Genomic DNA, 15,839 nt, shown 5'->3' on the forward strand with positions numbered 1-15,839 from the left:
CCTCATCCGATCACGAGATCGCCGATAGCCTTGACGCGGATGCGTGTCGCACTGCCTGGCAGATAGGCGAGCGGCACTTCCTCGATATCCATGATCTTGACCGTTCCGGCCTCTGCACCCGCCTTGACGGCGCGCTCCTCGGCTTCCTTTTTGGCGCCGCCGAGCACGATGTCGCGGGAGGTACCTTCGAGCGAGAAGATGCGGTCGACCTCGCCGCCGACCTGCGCGATCGCCGCGCCGATGGCATTGGCAACGGAGGCGTTCTCAGGGCGGATGACGCGGGATGCGGAGGGCAGGTCGCGCGAGATCAGGATCGAGCCACCGCCGACCAGGATGACCGGCAGGGGCTCGGCGCTTGTCTTCATCCGGTCGACGGCCTCGTCGGCCATGCGGTGGATGGTATCGAGCGCCGTCTTAATCGTCCTTGCCGGGATATGCGCGACACGCGAACGGTCGCCGATATCCTCGAGGCCGGCCGCGACGATGATGTCGGTCGTCGTCAGGGTATCGCCGCCGAAGATCAGGGCGCGGGAGGTGATTTCGTAGCCGACCGAATCCGGGCCAATGCGGGCACCGTCGTCGCGCACGATCGAGCCGCCGCCGAGACCGATGGCGAGTACATCGGGCATGCGGAAATTGGTTCTGACCCCGCCGATATCGACGGCGACGGCAGATTCACGCGGGAAACCCTGCATTAGCATGCCGACATCCGACGTGGTCCCGCCGATATCGACGACCATCGCCTCCTTCTCGCCGGCAAGCATCGCGGCGCCCCGCATGGAATTGGTCGGGCCGGAGGCGAAGGTCAGCACCGGATAACGCTCGACGTAATCAGGCACCATCAGTGTCCCGTCGTTCTGGCTGATATAGAAGGGCGCATTGATCGCCAGTTCCTTCAGGGCGTTACGGAAGGAGTTGACGACTTTGCGCGACAGGTCGGCGAGCGACGCATTCATCACCGAGGCGTTTTCGCGTTCGAGGAAACCGACCCGGCCGACTTCGTGGCTGAGCGATATCGACAGGCCGGGGATCTCGTTGCCGAGAATCTCGGCGGCCCGCAGCTCCATATCAGGTGTCACCGGCGAAAACACCGAGGTGATCGAGGCTGCCTTGAGGCCGCGACTGCGGATTTCGCCGGCGATGCGCAGGATCTCGGGCTCATCAAGCGGCGCGATCTTGCGGCCGTCGAATTCGTTGCCGCCACGCACCATGAAAGTGTGGCGGCCGAGTGTGTCGGCCAAATCCTTCGGCCAATCGGTCATCGGCGGCAGCGCCTTGGTCGCCGGTAGGCCGAGCCTGATAGCGGCGACTTCGAGCAGCCGCTTGCGCTCGACGACGGCATTGGTGAAATGCGTCGTGCCGATCATCACCGCCTGGATTTCCGAGACCGAGACGCCGGTCATCGACAGCACCTGCTTCAACACGGCGACAATGCCGGAGCCGACATCGCTGGTCGTCGGGCTCTTGCATGCTCCGAGTACCAGCGGGCCGTCCATCAGGGCAGCATCGGTATTCGTGCCGCCCACATCTATTCCAATACGCATCATGACCTCCGTGAGAATATGCCTGGCCGTGGCGCCGGAGCGGATGGCTCCGGTGCTGGCGATGTTCGCTGTTTCCGTGTTGCTTCAGGCGACGAGTGCCTCGGATCGGTCGGGGTCCCAGCCGACCGTGACGGCGGCGCCGGGGGAAAATCGTTCGGTGCGGGACTGGTTCTGGCGCTCGGCGACAATCTCCTGGGAACCGATGGCCAGCCGGTAGCGCACCAGCGCACCCTGGTAGGTTTCGCTGACGACCGTCGCGGGAAGGCTGACGCCGGATGAGGTGTCGGGACCGATGATGACGTTCTCGGGGCGAACTACCAGCTTTGCCGCCTGCCCGGCGGCCAGGCCTTCGGGACCCCGCGTCGGCAACACGGTTCCCTCCAGCAGCACGGTCATGCCTTGCCCGTCATTGGCGCCGACGGTGACGTCGATCACGTTCGAATGACCAATGAAGGTGGTGACAAACAGCGTCTTCGGCCGTTCGTAGATTTCCTCGGGCGTCCCGACCTGGACGATGTGCGCCTTCTGCATGACGCCGATGCGGTCGGACATCGTCAGGGCCTCGTCCTGGTCGTGGGTCACATAGACGGTGGTGATGCCGAGCTTCTTCTGTAGATCCTTGATCCAGTATTTCATTTCCTCCCTGAGGCTCTTGTCGAGTGCCGACAGCGGCTCGTCGAGAAGGAGGATGCGGGGCTCCGTGACCAGCACGCGGGCAAGGGCGACACGCTGCTGCTCGCCACCCGAAAGCTGGCGCTGGAAACGCTCCTCATATCCGGAAAGCCCGACCTGGCGCAGCGCGGCGGTGACGCGCTTGCGGATCTCCTCCTTCGGCAGCTTCCGGAGCTTCAGGCCGAAGGCGATATTGTCGGCAACGTTCATGTGGGGGAAGATCGCGTAGTTCTGGAACACGATGCCGATGTCGCGTTTCTCCGGCGGCAATCTCGTCACGTCGTCGCGGCCGATGAGAATCTCGCCGCCGCTCGGCGGCACGAAGCCGGCAATCATCCGGAGCGTCGTCGATTTTCCGCATCCCGATGGGCCGAGAAGGGAAAAGAACTCTCCTTCGGCGATGTGCAGGTCGATGCCGGCGACCGCGACGCTATCGCCGTAGGATTTAGCGAGCTTTTTCAGATGGATATCGGACATGCGGCGAAGGCTCTCCTGTTATGAAGATGTGCGACGGGCGGCGCGGAACCGCCCGTCGCGGCGGCATCAGCTGGCGAAAATGCCGTTGACCGTTTCGACGATGTCGTCTTCGTTTTCGAGGTAGGAATTCCAGTCCGGCACCCAGAAGCCCTTGATGGCGTCGGCGCTGTTGACGACGCCGGCCTTGGCGAGATTGTCGGGCAGGACGGCGTTGCTGACCGTCGGGCGCAGGTAGAATTCCTTGCCCATATTGCCGATGAAGGTCGGATCGAGGGCGCGGTCAAGAAGCGCAAAAGCGAGCTTCTTTTGCACCGGCTCGGCATAACGGCTGATCGTATAGGTCTGCGTCAGGATCGGCTGCTGTTCGGTCCAGTACCAGAAGGCGAAAGGCGCGCCCTTGTCGCGGGCCTGCATCGGCTCGGCATCGTCGAGCACGGCGACCACCACTTCGCCGCGGTCCATCAGCGTTTGCATGTTGCCGGTGAAATCGGAGATCTTGGCCGGCATCAGCGCCTTCATCGCCTCGTAGCCGGCATCAAGATCGTACTGATCCTTGCCGAAGATGCCGCAGGCGACGAGGAAGAAGTCCATCTGCAAGGTGTTTGACGTGATGTAGGTGCCGCGCTTGCCGGCGAATTCCGGCTTCCAGAGATCCTTGAACGACGAGGGCGGCGGCGAAACCAGATCGGTGCGATAGGCATAACCATACTGGTTGAAGGCCCAGGTGACGCCGACGCCATTGGCGGTGGCGAAGGGCCATAGGTTCTTGGCGTTCGGCACGTTCGGCAGCAGTTCGTCGAGTTTTAGGAAGAAATCGCCGGCCTTTGCCGTCTTGAACATCTCCGGCAAGTTCCAGTTGGTAATGTCGAGCGGCGGCTTCTCGGCGCCGCCGGCGACGAATTTTGGGAACCAGGGCCAGGTCGAGTCGTATTCGATCTTGCAGTTGAACTCCTTCTGGAAGTCGGTCAGCAGATATTTGTTGACCAGTTCGCCCCAGGGACCGCCCCATTCGCCGACGCGCAGCACCGCGCCGCCGGCATCAAAGACCTTGCCGTCGAAGGCGACATCCTGCGACCAGGCGTGATTGATGTTGAACAGGGGCAGCGTGGTGGCAGCGACGCCCATCTTCAGGATCGTGCGGCGGGTATGCCCTGTCGTTTTCTCAGTCATGAAGTTCCCCTTTTTGCTCTATCGTTGATGTGTAGGCGTAGCGGTATTCATCCCCCGAAGGTGCGTTTCAGGTTGACGAGTCTGGAGGTCAGCACGGTGGAGAGAATGACGAGTGCGATGGCGAAGATGCCCGCGGCGGCGGCCGTCGGCTCGAACTGGTAGCGCATCGAGACATACATCGCGATCGGCAGCGTCTGCAGGTTCGGCGTCGACAGAAACAGCGTGACTTCGAACTGGCCGAACGAGACGATGAAGGCGAAGATCGTGCCCGCCGAAATTGCCGGCCCGATGATCTTCAGCGTCACCAACCGGAAAGCGGTGAAAGGCGAGGCGCCAAGGCTGCGGGCGGCCTCTTCCAGCGAGCGGTCGAAACCGACCAGTGCCGCCGTCACAGTCGCGATGACGAAGGGGCAGGTGACGATCACGTGGCCGATAATCAGCCCCGGCATGGTGCGGGCAAGGCCGATGCCCGTGGTCACGTAGAAGACATAGAGGGCAAGTCCCAGCACCACGCCGGGCAGCACGATCGGCAGCATGAAGAAGCCGCGCAAGATGCTGGAGGTACGGCTCTGCGAGCGGGTCAGATAGATCGCCGCCATCGTGCCGATCACCGTCGAGATCAGCGTCGAGACCAGTGCGATCATGAAGCTGACCCCATAGGCCGAGAGGAAGACGGGCGAAGTCAGGAACGCCTGTATCCAGCGCAGCGACAGGCCCTCCGGCGGAAAAGTCAGGTAATCGCCCGAGTTCAGGCCGGCAAGCACCACGATGAAGACCGGCACCAGGAGGATCGCCAGCGACAGCAGCGAGATGGCCTTGAAGGCAAGGGGGATGGCGGATTCTTCACGCATCAGGTGCGCCCCCCCGAGGTTCTGACCGCCGCCTGGTGGTAGACCGCAACGGCTGCGATGCTCGTCACGAAGAGCACCACGGCGATGGCGGCGCCGAACTGCCAGCGCCCGACTTCGGCGATCTGCTGATAGATATGGATGGGCAGCACCATCACCTTCCAGCCACCCATCAAGGCGGGAACGACGTAGGAGCTGATCGAAAGCGCAAAGACCAGAAGCGTGCCGGCCAGGATTCCGGGCATCGAGAGCGGAAGCACGATGGTGACGAAGGCGTGCCAACGCGAGGCGCCGAGGCTGCGGGCTGCCTCTTCGAGCGAGGGATGGATCGCCTTGATGATACCGATCAGCGACAGCACCATGAAGGGCAGGGTGATCTGCACCAGCCCGACGATGACGCCGAAGACATTATACATCAGCGGCAGTGGCGCTGTTATCGCCCCGACCCTGAGGAGAAATCCGTTGATGAGGCCGTTATCGCCGAGCAGCACCATCAGTCCGTACATGCGGATGACCATGTCGAGCTGCATGGAGGACAGGACGAGGATCATCAACAGCGTGGCGCGGCTCGGCTTCACCGTCTTTGCGATGACGTAGGCGAGGGGATAGCCGAAGAACAGGCAAGCGGCGCCGACGATGGCCGAAATCCAGATCGAGCGCAGGATCGATTCATAATAGCTCGCCCGTGTGAAGATGCGGACGAAATTGTCGAAGGTGATCTGGCTGTTGAGGGCGATGACGCCGGCGACGGATTTGTTGAAGGCGAGCCCGAAGAGTGATGCGGTCGGGATCACGAAGAAGACAAGGAAGACGAGGAGCGCCGGGATGACCAGCCACCACAGGCGGAAATCCTGAAGAGCGGTGGTCGATCCTTTCCGCTTTTCCGTTCGTGTCATGGTGTCCGTTTGCGCAATCGCCATCTCTGTCCTCTCAATGGAACGTCCAGCGTTCTCTCATTCGGCCGCAAGCGGCATGGGCAGATGAATATAGTCGTAGCCGAGCAACTGTTTTTCGGGCGGCTGTGGGAAGGTCAGCTTGCTGTGGGCAAGGTTCGAACGCACCAGCGCGGCAGCAACGGAAACAGCGGCGGGAATGGGATCGATGACAGGCACGTCGATCCCGTGCGCCAGAAGTCCCTCGCGCAGGGCGAAGGCGCAGCCCATCAGGCCGGTGCAGCCGAAGACGAGCGCCTCGGCGCCATCTTCCTCAACCGCCCGGATGCCTTCCTTGATCAGCATCGCCTTGGTCCGGTCGAGATCTTCCTCGAGTTCCAGAACGGGAATATCGACGCTACGCACCGAGGCAAGCTTGGTCGAAAGGCCGGCGACGGCCGCGGTGTTTTCAAAGGATGCGCGCAGTCGGCGCATCACGGTGAGGACGGAAAACCGGTGGCCGAGCATCGCCGCAAGGTGCATGCCGGTCTCGCAGGGTCCAAGCACCGGGATCGTCACGGCTTCCCGCGACGGCCTGAGACCCGGATCGCCCATGCAGTCGATGATGACGGCGTGGACGCCTTCATTCTGCGCCTTGATCGCTTCGGCGATTGTTCCGGGCACCGAGAGGGCAGCCTCGAACTCGCTCTCGATCGATCCCGGTCCGGCCGTAATCTGCGAGTGACTGACCTTGATGCCGGGATATTCCAGTGCCCGGAGATCGGCGACTTTGCGAAATCCTTTGGTGACGATCGGTGACACCACGCGAATTTCTACGACGTTATCCTGCACGGCCGGCCTCCTTGATGCGCAATTCGCTCTGGGCAATTCATGGGCTTACGGTGCCGCAGTCCGCCCCGGCTTGGAAGTTCTGAAATGAGTAGGTGCGGATGTGATTCGGATGGGTCATCGGCCGGTACGGATGGTGGATAACCTATTCGAACGGATAGGGTGCGCAAGAAAAAGCGATTTTAAAACAAATGCTTCTCGACCGATCAATTCCAGAAGCATTGCATTCCAGCGTGAAAATCTGCCGCCATCAGGGGGTTTGACGAGGCCGAGCAGACGAATAACCCTGCATCGACGACAGTAGGTTCAAGACCGCCTGCTCATCACCGGGGAATCGTGCCATGCCTTCGGCCAAAGCCGTGCCTTCCGCATCATCCTTCCAGAACCGCGCCAGAACGGCGTGGCGCCTGTTTGCGAATTTCGCCTATGACTATCGCCGTTTCCGCCGCGCCTCCTTCATCGATGGCGCACAGTCGCGCGAAAACCGGCGGGCACATATCCATCTCCTGGCACATATGCTGGAATACGGAATGTCGCTTTCCAATCCGCGCAACGGCTTCGGCATGGACAAGGTGCGGCTGCTGGCGGCAGAGACGCGCCGCTATATCGAGCAGCATGGCCATGACGCTTCGGCCGATATCGGCCTTTCCGTGCTTTCGGCCTATGTCGCCTTCAATGCGGAGCAGGGCGATGTCAGCGAGGCACAGGCACTGCTGGACGATCTGCTCGTCGTCGCCGGCATCGGGCACAATATCCGGCCCGGCGGCAGCGAGGCGGTCAGTGCAGCCGAGATCGTCAGGCACGCGCGGATGGATTTCGTCTCCTTCATGGAGGCACGCCACAGCGTGCGCCAGTATGACAGCAACAGGACAGTCGCGTTCGAGAAGATCGAAAGATCCATCCGTGCGGCCCAGCAATCGCCTTCGAGCTGCAACCGACAGACATGCCGTGTCTACGCCTTCACCGAGAAGCCGTCGATCGCCCGCGTTCTCGCCCATCACGACGGCAATCGCGGCTTCGGCGAGCAGCTCGGCGGCGTATTCGTCGTGACGGTCGACCTGTCGCACTGGAACACGGTCGGCGAACGAAACCAGGGATGGGTGGACGGCGGCATGTTCGCCATGACGCTGGCGCTTGGCCTCCACGCCGAGGGACTAGGCGCCTGCATGCTGAACTGGAGTGCGGCGCGCGAGCAGGATATCAACATGCGGACCTGCGTCGGCATCCCCGACAACGAAATCATCATCACGCTGATCGGTTTCGGTGAGATGCGCGCGGATTTTCGCGTGCCGGTATCGGCCCGAAAGCCGATCGACATGGTCCTGACGCACGAACCACCGCTCCGGTAAGCCTCAATCGTCGAGCGATCGGCAGCGCTCGACACCATCGGCAAGATCGCCTTGAGGCCCAACGTCAGGACGAGGAGCCTGATGAAGATGGATACGCTCGCTCCAAGAGAAGCGGTTAGCCGGCAGCTTTATCATTGGCAGGCTGTGTGGTAGGAGCGGCTCATGACATCACTGATCGATTTTGATTGCCGAAGCTGCGGAGCCTGCTGCTCCTATTCGTCGACCTGGCCCAGATTTTCCACCGAAACAGAAGCTGCTCTCGATTTGCTGCCGGCGCAGTTCGTAGCCGCGAACGAGCAGGGAATGCGTTGCGACGGTGCGCGTTGCTCCGCACTGGTCGGTCGCGTCGGTTCGGAGACATCCTGTCAAGTGTACGATCTTCGGCCTGACGTCTGCCGCGCCTGCGTCCCAGGGGATGGCGCTTGCCTGACCGCGCGCGAGTTCTTCGGGATCGGCCAGCCAAGTTTGCCGCCCGGTCACATCGATGCGCATTTGCCAATCAACTGAGATGAGTGGCGCGGTCCCCCGCGCCAATGTTGGCTATGACGGCGATTGCGCGCTAGGCGCGGCACTTTAAAACCGACTGTGGCGATTCAACACCCGCGACCGACATGATCGATCCGGTGGTATCAAAGCAAATCTTCGAGGACTTGCCCAAAGTCTCGGCGTGGCGGGTAGCGCTGGCAGCGCTCAGATGACTACGCCGAGCGTTTCCAACAGCTCCTTCGTCAGCATTCGGCTCTGCTTGCTGTCTGAGGGTCCTGTCACGGCAAGGACAAATGACGGCAGCGCCCACAACACCTAGCAGCACAGTGATGCGTTCAAAATAGCTGCTACTGTTCTAACCGCTGGTCAATAAATCCTCTTGACTCTCCAAATGGGATACTTATTTAGATGAGTAATAACTCACTCAATTGAACTCGGTCATATGGCGCGTCCTCTAAGCGAAGAAAAACGGCAAGCCTTGCTTGAGGCGGCATGCGATTTTGTAGCCCGCTTGGGAACTGAGGCGTCGACCGCGAAGATTGCAAAGGCTGCGGGTGTGTCCGAGGGAACGCTGTTCACTTATTTTCCAACCAAGGACGATCTTCTCAATCAACTCTTCGTGTCGATCGAAATCGATCTGATGGAGCGGATGCTTGCTCCATATCCGGATGGGGACGCTCCTCGCCAAAGGCTAAGACGCGTGTGGGACCGTCTGGTGGATTGGGGATTGACCAATTCGACGGCTCGCAAGGCTGTCAGACAGCTCAAGGTTTCGGATCGGGTAACCGCGCAGAGCAGACAAAAAAGCAAAGCCATGGTCCACGATGCACGGGCAATCGTCGCAGCATGTCTTGCCGGACGTGCCGATCCTGAAAGGATTGACTTCTATATCGATACGGTCCTGTTCGGCCTTGCCGAAATCACGATCAATGCGATAACCGCCAACCCGAAACAGGACAAGAACATCCGACAGGCTGGTTTCGACCTGTTTTGGAAAGGTACCGCCACATAAAATTTGACTCATTATTGAGTGCCTAAACACTCATTTAAAAGGAAAGCGACATGGCTCATTCTATTGGTTTCACGGAAGCGAGTGTTCCCGACCAAACGGGAAAGACCTTCATCGTCACAGGTGCCAACGCAGGTATTGGCTTTGAAATCTCACAAGTGCTTGCTGCAAGAGGCGCTCGTGTCCTGCTGGCATGCCGGGAACGCACTAGGGCAGAGCAGGCAATAGCGCGGATCAGGCATATTACGCCAAAGGCTGATCTAGCCTGGTTGCCACTTGATCTGGGCGATCTCGACAACGTTCGAGCTGCGGCTGAAATTGCCGCGAGAGAACCGCGCATTGACGCGTTGATCAACAATGCAGGCATCATGAACCCACCCTTGACACGCACCGAGCAAGGCTTCGAGTCCCAGTTCGGCGTCAATCATCTTGGCGTTTTTGGGCTGACAACGTTGCTCTTGCCAAAGCTGGCAGAAACGCCGGGATCGCGTGTCGTCGTGACATCCAGCATTGCGCACCTGAAGGGGAGGATCGACTGGGACGACCTCAACGCCGAGAAAAGCTATAACAAGAACGGCCGCTACGGCGGCAGCAAGTTGGCAAACGCACTGTTTTTTTTCGAGTTGGATCGGCGCCTACGGTCTGCAGATTCTCCAGTTACGGCTGTCGGGTGCCATCCGGGCGTTGCGAGTACCAGTCTTGGGCGGCACATGGGGATCATCCAACTCGTGGGTCCGATCGTCGGTCTGCTCCTCAACAGCGCGGCCAAGGGGGCCTGGCCTGCGCTGCAGGCGGCGACAGGCAAGGTGATGCCGGGTGGTTACTACGGGCCAACCGGGTTTGGCGGAATTCGGGGTCCGTCCGGTGAGGCGAAACGTGCCCCCGATGCCCAGGATCCAACTCTGTCAAAGCGTCTCTGGGACGTCTCTATTGCGATGACCGGGATCGATCCGGGCTTGGCCCCCGCCTGATAGAAACACTAAGCCCGAAGCAGATGCTTCAAGCAGAAAGCAAGGGAAAAATCAGGGCCGAACTCACGGAGCCAAATCTATGATCGCCGAAGTTTTCGTCCCGCTGCACCTTTGGGGCACGCTTGCAAACAGCCATGTTCTTCCTCTCTCGAAGTAGTTCCATAAACTACGTTATGCGATCGATTGATGTAGCCGGGGTACATTCTATTTCCAAGTGCGACATGCTTATAAAAACAATGGCTTCGCCTTGGAGATATATGCATGTCCCTTTGCTATTCGCAGCTCACCCTGCCTGATCGCAAGCGTCTTTTTCATCTTAGAGAACGCAAGGTTTCCGTCTCGGAGATTGCCCGCCAACTCGGTCGTCATCGTTCGACGATCTATCGCGAGCTTAAACGCAATACGTTCCAGGATCACGAATTTCCGGAATACAGCGGCTATTACAGCGGTATCGCCAACGACATGAGCAAGGAGCGCCGACGACGGCTGCGCAAACTCAGACGCCATCCGCATCTGCGCGATCTCGTCATCGACCGGCTGAAGGCGCATTGGTCACCTGAGCAGATCGCTGGCCGGCTTCTCGCCGATGGCGTCAGTCCTGTGCGCATTTGCCCGGAAACGATTTATCGTTTCATCTATTGCAAGGAATATTATCCGCTCGGGCTGTATCAGCACCTGCCGGAACGACGGCGCAGGCGTCGGCGCCGCGGCGCACGCAAACCGCGCGACGGCTTAATCCCGCTCGACTACAGAATCTCCCAACGACCTGATTTTATTGATGATCGATCACAGTTCGGGCATTGGGAGGGCGATCTCCTGATCTTCCGGCGTGAACTCGGAGAGACCAACGTCACCTCTCTCGTCGAGCGCAAGAGCCGCTATACGGTGATGATCAAGAACCGCAGCCGTCACTCGCGACCGATCATGGACAAGATCATCCATGCCTTCTCACCATTGCCGTCTTTTGCACGCCGAAGCTTCACCTTTGATCGCGGCACGGAGTTCTCCGCTTTCAGGGCTTTGGAAGATGGGATCGGCGCCAGGAGCTGGTTCTGCGATCCCAATTCGCCTTGGCAGAAAGGCGCTGTCGAGAACACCAACAAGCGCATTCGACGCTTCATGCCTGGCGATACGGATCTGTCCAATGTCGCTCAGAAGCAACTTGTCGACCTCGCCCATCAGCTGAATTCGCTGCCAAGAAAGTGCTTGGGCTACAAAACACCGGCCGAGGTCTTCATGGCGCATTTGCGTGAATGCGGCTGATCCCCTACCCTTCAAACGCCCATGTTGCACTTGGTGTAGATTCTCCAAGGGCTATTTAGTAATGCGACAGTTGGGCCAGTTAGAGATGCGACAGTCTCGCCTCTCGACGTTCTGGTCAATGCCAACGTTGGGAGCAAGGATGACGACCTTCAGCCTGGTCGAGACCATGAGCGGTCGGAGTCGTCATGCCCTGTTTGATCACCATGTCGCAGAAAGAATTGCATCGCCTCGAAGTCATTCAGAAGATCCGTGATCGACGCCTAAGTGTTGTCCAAGCCGCCGAGCTGCTTGGGCTCAGCCGACTACATTCTTGCACAATTGATGCTGCCGAGACATTCGGCCGAGCCCGTCTTGCTGCCCGCCCCTACTGGCAGCAAAGACTGACAATTCCCGGGAACGGCAGCATTGCCTGCCGTTCCCGGCACGCCTGCGGATTGGAGCGCCTGCTCGCTTGTTGGCCAGCAGGTGGAAAGATTCATCGTCGCTATCTGCGGCTGGATGCCTTAATCAGACGGATTCCCTTACGATCTGGCGAGTCCCTGCATGATCCAGGCGAGCATCCCGGTCTGCAACCGAACGTCTCGATGTCAAATATTGACATCGAGGTATGGATACACAACAATTCATTCAGAAATTTGAAGGAAGGTGCGGCATGACCAGCAGCCTGCATGTGAGCTTGCCCGATGAAATGCGCGCCTTTGTCGATATGCGCGCCAACGGGAAGAGCCAGTACACGACCCCGAGTGAATATGTGCGCGCCCTTATTCGCGAAGATATGGCACGCGAAGAAGACCGCCGCTATGCCATCCGATCACTGCTGCGGGCGGAAGGGGAATTCCGGCGCGGAGAAATGCTGCCCCTTTCGGCTCTTGATGCCGTCGACGCGGAACTGGATGAAGAACTGCGCTAGTGGCTCCACGCGTTCTCATCCTGCCGGCCGCACTTGATAACTATCGTTTGGCCGTCCGCGAAACGGCGCGCAAATGGTCCCCCGAACAGGCAAAGGCGTACGGCCGCCTGCTGCGGGCAGGATTTGAAGGCATCCCCGAAGCCTATGCCCGCGTGAGGACAAAGAGCGACGAGCGCGTCGGGAACTCACTCTTCCGATTGCACAAAGTCGAGCACCATTACGCCGTCTACATTGTCGCTGACGATGCAACCTTCGTCATTGCCGCGGTCTTACACGAGCGGATGGACATTCCCGCACAGCTGCGGGCAGTCGAACGATTGACCGACAGAGAGTATGAAACGTTGATGGGACACCCTCGGTCGAAGTCCTGAGGACGGTCGACCATGAGCAGCCCACCGGACACAATAGTCTGGCATGCGCGGCCTCTTCCCTCGTCTGCCTCCGCACGAGCAAAGCGGCGCTCGCGCGCCATCCCCGACGACGATGCCGGCCGGTATAAGCGAGAGATGTCGTCGTTTCCTAATTGACGCCGAGAAATTGCTTCAGCTCGGCCGTCTGCGGATTGGCGAAGACTTCCTCCGGCAGGCCTATTTCGTGAACGCGGCCCTGGTGCATAAAGACGACGCGACTGCAGACATCGCGGGCGAACTTCATCTCGTGCGTTACCATCAGAAGCGTCATTCCCTCGGCGGCAAGCTCGCGCACCACGGCCAGAACTTCGGCGACCAGTTCCGGATCGAGTGCGGAGGTAATCTCGTCGCAGAGAAGTGCGGTCGGCTGCATGGCGAGCGCGCGGGCGATGGCGACGCGCTGCTGCTGGCCGCCCGAGAGCTCGTCGGGATAGGCGTCGAACCTGTGGCCCAGCCCTACCCGCTCCAGCATCTTGCGGGCGGTCGCCTCGGCTTCGGCTTTCGGGGTCTTCTTGACCACGGTCTGCGACAGCATGACGTTGCCGCCGACGGTCAGGTGCGGGAAGAGGTTGAACTGCTGAAAGATCATGCCGACCTTGAGACGCAATGCCTTCAGATGCACTTCGTCATCGAGGAGCTGCGCGCCGGCCACGGAGATCGAGCCGTCGGTGATGGCCTCCAGGCCGTTGATGCAGCGAAGCAGGGTCGATTTGCCCGAACCGCTCTTCCCGATAATGGCGATGACTTCGCCGGCCTCCACATCGAGATTGATGCCTTTCAGCACCTCGGTGGTGCCAAAGCTCTTGCGGACTTCAGTGATTTCGATGAGCGACATTGAGCTTCCTTTCCAGGATCTGGCTGCTTTTTGACAAAGGCCAGCAGAGGGCGAAGTAGATGAGGGCGACGAGCCCGTAGACGGTGAAGGGCTGGAAGGTGGCATTGGTGACCACCGTGCCGGCTTTCGACAATTCGACAAAACCGATGATCGAGGTCAGCGCCGTTCCCTTGACGATTTGAACGGAGAAACCGACCGTGGGCGGTATGGCGACCCTCAGCGCCTGCGGGAGGATGACGTAGCGCATCTGCTGCAACCGCCCCATGCCGAGGCTGGCGGAGGCTTCCCATTGACCCCTCGCCACCGCTTCGACGCAGCCTCGCCAGATTTCGGCGAGGAAGGCGGCGCTCCACAGAGTGAGCGCCAATCCCGCAGCAAGCCAGGCCGGCACATCTATCCCGAAAAGGCCGAGACCGAAAAAAGCGATGAAGAGCTGCATCAGCAGCGGCGTGCCCTGGAAGAGCTCGATATAATATTTCGCAAGCGCCCTGAATGCCTTGCGCTTGCTAATGCGCAGGAAGAGCAGCCCCAGTCCGACCGCACCGCCGCCAATGAACGAGACGAGCGAAAGCAGGACCGTCCAGCGGGTGGCGAGCAGCAGGTTGCGCAGGATGTCCCAGAGTGTGAACTCGATCATCGCGCCGCCCTCCTCGGGAAAATGAACCCGCCGACCACCGCCAGCACCTGCCGGAGCAGGATCGCCAGCACAAGATAGATGGCTGTCGAGACGATGTAGGCCTCGAAGGCGCGGAAGGTTCGCGATTGTATGAAGTTCGCGGCAAAGGTCAGATCCTCGGCGGCGATCTGCGACACGACCGATGAGCCGAGCATGACGATGACGACTTGCGACGACAACGCCGGCCAGATGCGCTGCAGGGACGGCACGAGAACGACATGCCGGAAGGTTTCGAAGCGCGTCATGGCAAGGCTCTCGCCTGCCTCGAACTGGCCCTTCGGGGTTGCCTGGATTCCCGCGCGGATAATCTCGCAGCTATAGGCGCCGAGGTTGACGACCATCGCAAGGTTGGCGGCCGTCAGTTCGGAAAGCTTGAGGCCGAGCGACGGCAGACCGAAAAAGATGAAAAAGAGCTGGATGAGGAACGGTGTGTTGCGGATCAGTTCGACATAGGTCGCAACGACAGGCTTCAGCCAGGCCGGGCCGAGTGCGCGCACCCAGGCACAGAAAATGCCGAGCGAAATGCCGAGCACTCCGCCGATCGCGATGAGCTCCAGGGTGATCAGTATGCCCTTGATGATGTCAGGATAATATTCAAGCAGCCAGCCGAATTCGAAATGGTAACTCAAGGAATTGTCCCCTCTTGCGGTGACGGAGCGTCATGTCATCCCGCGCGCGGCGCGGGATGACATCCGTGAGACCGGGTTCCTTACAGATCCGACGGGAGATCGGCGCCGAGCCACTTCTGCGATATGGCGTTCAGCGCGCCATCGGTTTTGGCCGCAGCGATAATGCCGTTCACCTTCTCCAGAAGGGCTGCCTGTTCCTTGTTGAGACCGATGTAGCAGGGTGAGTTCTTGATGAGGAACTTCATCTCAGGGCGCTTGGGGGGATTTTTGGCGAGGATCGCAGCAGCCACGACGTTGCCGGTCGCAATGGTGTCGACCTGGCCAGACAGGAAGGCCGAGATAGTGCCGTTGTTGTCTTCGTAGCGCTTGATCGTCGCGTCGGCTGGCGCGATCTTCGTCAGCTCGAGATCTTCGACAGCGCCGCGCGTGACGCCGATGCTCTTGCCCGCGAGATCTTCCACCTTGGCGATCGAAACATCGGCCGGCGCGAACACGCCGTTGAAGAAGGGTGCGTAAGCTACGGAGAAATCGATCACCTTTTCGCGCTCGGCATTCTTGCCGAGGCTTGATATGACCAGATCGACCTTATTCGTCTGCAGATAGGGGACGCGATTGGCGCTGGTGACCGGCACGAGTTCGGTCTTGACGCCCAGCTTTTCGGCAATGAGATTGGCGACATCGATATCATAGCCCATCGGCGCCATATCGGTGCCGACACTGCCGAAGGGCGGAAAATCCTGCGGGACGGCGACACGCAGCGTACCGCGCGCCGTGATGTCGGCGAGAGCATCGGCGTGAGACGTGGAGCCGAAGCCAAAGGTTGCAGCCAGGGTCGCGATTGCGAAAAATACTCGTCTTGTCAGCATGTT

At 60.0% G+C, this 15,839-nt stretch carries 17 protein-coding genes and 1 pseudogene; 8 read left to right on the plus strand and 10 right to left on the minus strand.

The genetic code is table 11. The annotated features are described in order from the left end of the window. Positions 1–2: 2 nt before the first annotated feature. From BS629_RS35815 to BS629_RS35840, 6 genes are all read right to left on the minus strand, one after another. Entirely contained in the window at positions 3–1,544 is a 1,542-nt protein-coding gene (locus tag BS629_RS35815; RefSeq protein WP_026188702.1) for a hydantoinase/oxoprolinase N-terminal domain-containing protein, read from the minus strand. Between the two features lie 84 nt (positions 1,545–1,628). After that, positions 1,629–2,693: an ABC transporter ATP-binding protein gene (locus BS629_RS35820; protein WP_018245695.1), complete on the minus strand. Its 1,065-nt coding sequence runs from the start codon at positions 2,691–2,693 to the stop codon at positions 1,629–1,631. A 66-nt stretch (positions 2,694–2,759) separates the two neighbouring features. Next, on the minus strand, positions 2,760–3,863 hold the full coding sequence (locus BS629_RS35825) for an ABC transporter substrate-binding protein (protein WP_018245696.1): 1,104 nt from the start codon (positions 3,861–3,863) through the stop codon (positions 2,760–2,762). A 47-nt stretch (positions 3,864–3,910) separates the two neighbouring features. Then, positions 3,911–4,714 carry an ABC transporter permease gene (locus BS629_RS35830; protein ID WP_018245697.1) on the minus strand — a complete coding sequence of 268 codons (804 nt, stop codon included), beginning with the start codon at positions 4,712–4,714 and terminating at the stop codon, positions 3,911–3,913. Further along, entirely contained in the window at positions 4,714–5,631 is a 918-nt protein-coding gene (locus tag BS629_RS35835) for an ABC transporter permease (protein ID WP_018245698.1), read from the minus strand. Before BS629_RS35835 ends, BS629_RS35830 begins: the two co-directional genes overlap by 1 nt. Positions 5,632–5,664: 33 nt before the next feature. Further along, positions 5,665–6,435, minus strand: coding sequence for an aspartate/glutamate racemase family protein (locus BS629_RS35840; RefSeq protein ID WP_018245699.1), 771 nt, complete (start codon positions 6,433–6,435; stop codon positions 5,665–5,667). 338 nt (positions 6,436–6,773) lie between these two features. On the opposite strand from BS629_RS35840, the gene BS629_RS35845 reads away from it, so the two are divergent. From BS629_RS35845 to BS629_RS35875, 8 genes and pseudogenes are all read left to right on the plus strand, one after another. After that, complete coding sequence (locus BS629_RS35845; protein ID WP_018245700.1) at positions 6,774–7,781, plus strand: nitroreductase family protein; 1,008 nt, start codon at positions 6,774–6,776, stop codon at positions 7,779–7,781. Between the two features lie 162 nt (positions 7,782–7,943). Beyond that, positions 7,944–8,288 (plus strand): YkgJ family cysteine cluster protein, encoded by a 345-nt coding sequence (locus tag BS629_RS35850; protein ID WP_018245701.1) that lies wholly within the window; start codon positions 7,944–7,946, stop codon positions 8,286–8,288. A 421-nt stretch (positions 8,289–8,709) separates the two neighbouring features. Then, positions 8,710–9,279 carry a TetR/AcrR family transcriptional regulator gene (locus BS629_RS35855; RefSeq protein WP_018245702.1) on the plus strand — a complete coding sequence of 190 codons (570 nt, stop codon included), beginning with the start codon at positions 8,710–8,712 and terminating at the stop codon, positions 9,277–9,279. Positions 9,280–9,329: 50 nt separating this feature from the next. Then, a complete protein-coding gene (locus BS629_RS35860; protein WP_018245703.1) occupies positions 9,330–10,247 on the plus strand; it encodes an oxidoreductase in 918 nt (305 codons plus the stop codon). Positions 10,248–10,508: 261 nt separating this feature from the next. Beyond that, on the plus strand, positions 10,509–11,510 hold the full coding sequence (locus BS629_RS35865; protein ID WP_018245704.1) for an IS30 family transposase: 1,002 nt from the start codon (positions 10,509–10,511) through the stop codon (positions 11,508–11,510). A 294-nt stretch (positions 11,511–11,804) separates the two neighbouring features. Beyond that, positions 11,805–11,894: pseudogene (locus tag BS629_RS40400) on the plus strand (PspA/IM30 family protein); the annotation flags it as partial. Between the two features lie 268 nt (positions 11,895–12,162). Further along, entirely contained in the window at positions 12,163–12,420 is a 258-nt protein-coding gene (locus BS629_RS35870) for a ribbon-helix-helix domain-containing protein (protein WP_018245705.1), read from the plus strand. Then, the gene (locus tag BS629_RS35875) at positions 12,420–12,791 is read left to right on the plus strand and encodes a type II toxin-antitoxin system RelE/ParE family toxin (RefSeq protein ID WP_018245706.1); all 372 of its coding nucleotides are present in this window, start codon (positions 12,420–12,422) and stop codon (positions 12,789–12,791) included. Before BS629_RS35870 ends, BS629_RS35875 begins: the two co-directional genes overlap by 1 nt. Positions 12,792–12,939: 148 nt before the next feature. Here BS629_RS35875 and BS629_RS35880 read toward each other — a convergent pair whose 3' ends face one another. From BS629_RS35880 to BS629_RS35895, 4 genes are all read right to left on the minus strand, one after another. Next, positions 12,940–13,665, minus strand: a complete 726-nt coding sequence (locus BS629_RS35880) for an amino acid ABC transporter ATP-binding protein (protein ID WP_018245707.1) — start codon at positions 13,663–13,665, stop codon at positions 12,940–12,942. Further along, positions 13,643–14,302 carry an amino acid ABC transporter permease gene (locus BS629_RS35885; protein ID WP_018245708.1) on the minus strand — a complete coding sequence of 220 codons (660 nt, stop codon included), beginning with the start codon at positions 14,300–14,302 and terminating at the stop codon, positions 13,643–13,645. The genes BS629_RS35880 and BS629_RS35885 overlap by 23 nt, the downstream gene beginning before the upstream one ends. Continuing rightward, positions 14,299–14,970, minus strand: a complete 672-nt coding sequence (locus BS629_RS35890) for an amino acid ABC transporter permease (RefSeq protein WP_018245709.1) — start codon at positions 14,968–14,970, stop codon at positions 14,299–14,301. The genes BS629_RS35885 and BS629_RS35890 overlap by 4 nt, the downstream gene beginning before the upstream one ends. A gap of 80 nt (positions 14,971–15,050) precedes the next feature. Further along, complete coding sequence (locus BS629_RS35895; RefSeq protein WP_018245710.1) at positions 15,051–15,836, minus strand: transporter substrate-binding domain-containing protein; 786 nt, start codon at positions 15,834–15,836, stop codon at positions 15,051–15,053. Positions 15,837–15,839: the final 3 nt, after the last annotated feature.

The sequence above is a fragment of the Rhizobium leguminosarum bv. viciae USDA 2370 genome, assembly GCF_002008365.1.
In the GTDB taxonomy this organism is placed as follows: domain Bacteria; phylum Pseudomonadota; class Alphaproteobacteria; order Rhizobiales; family Rhizobiaceae; genus Rhizobium; species Rhizobium leguminosarum.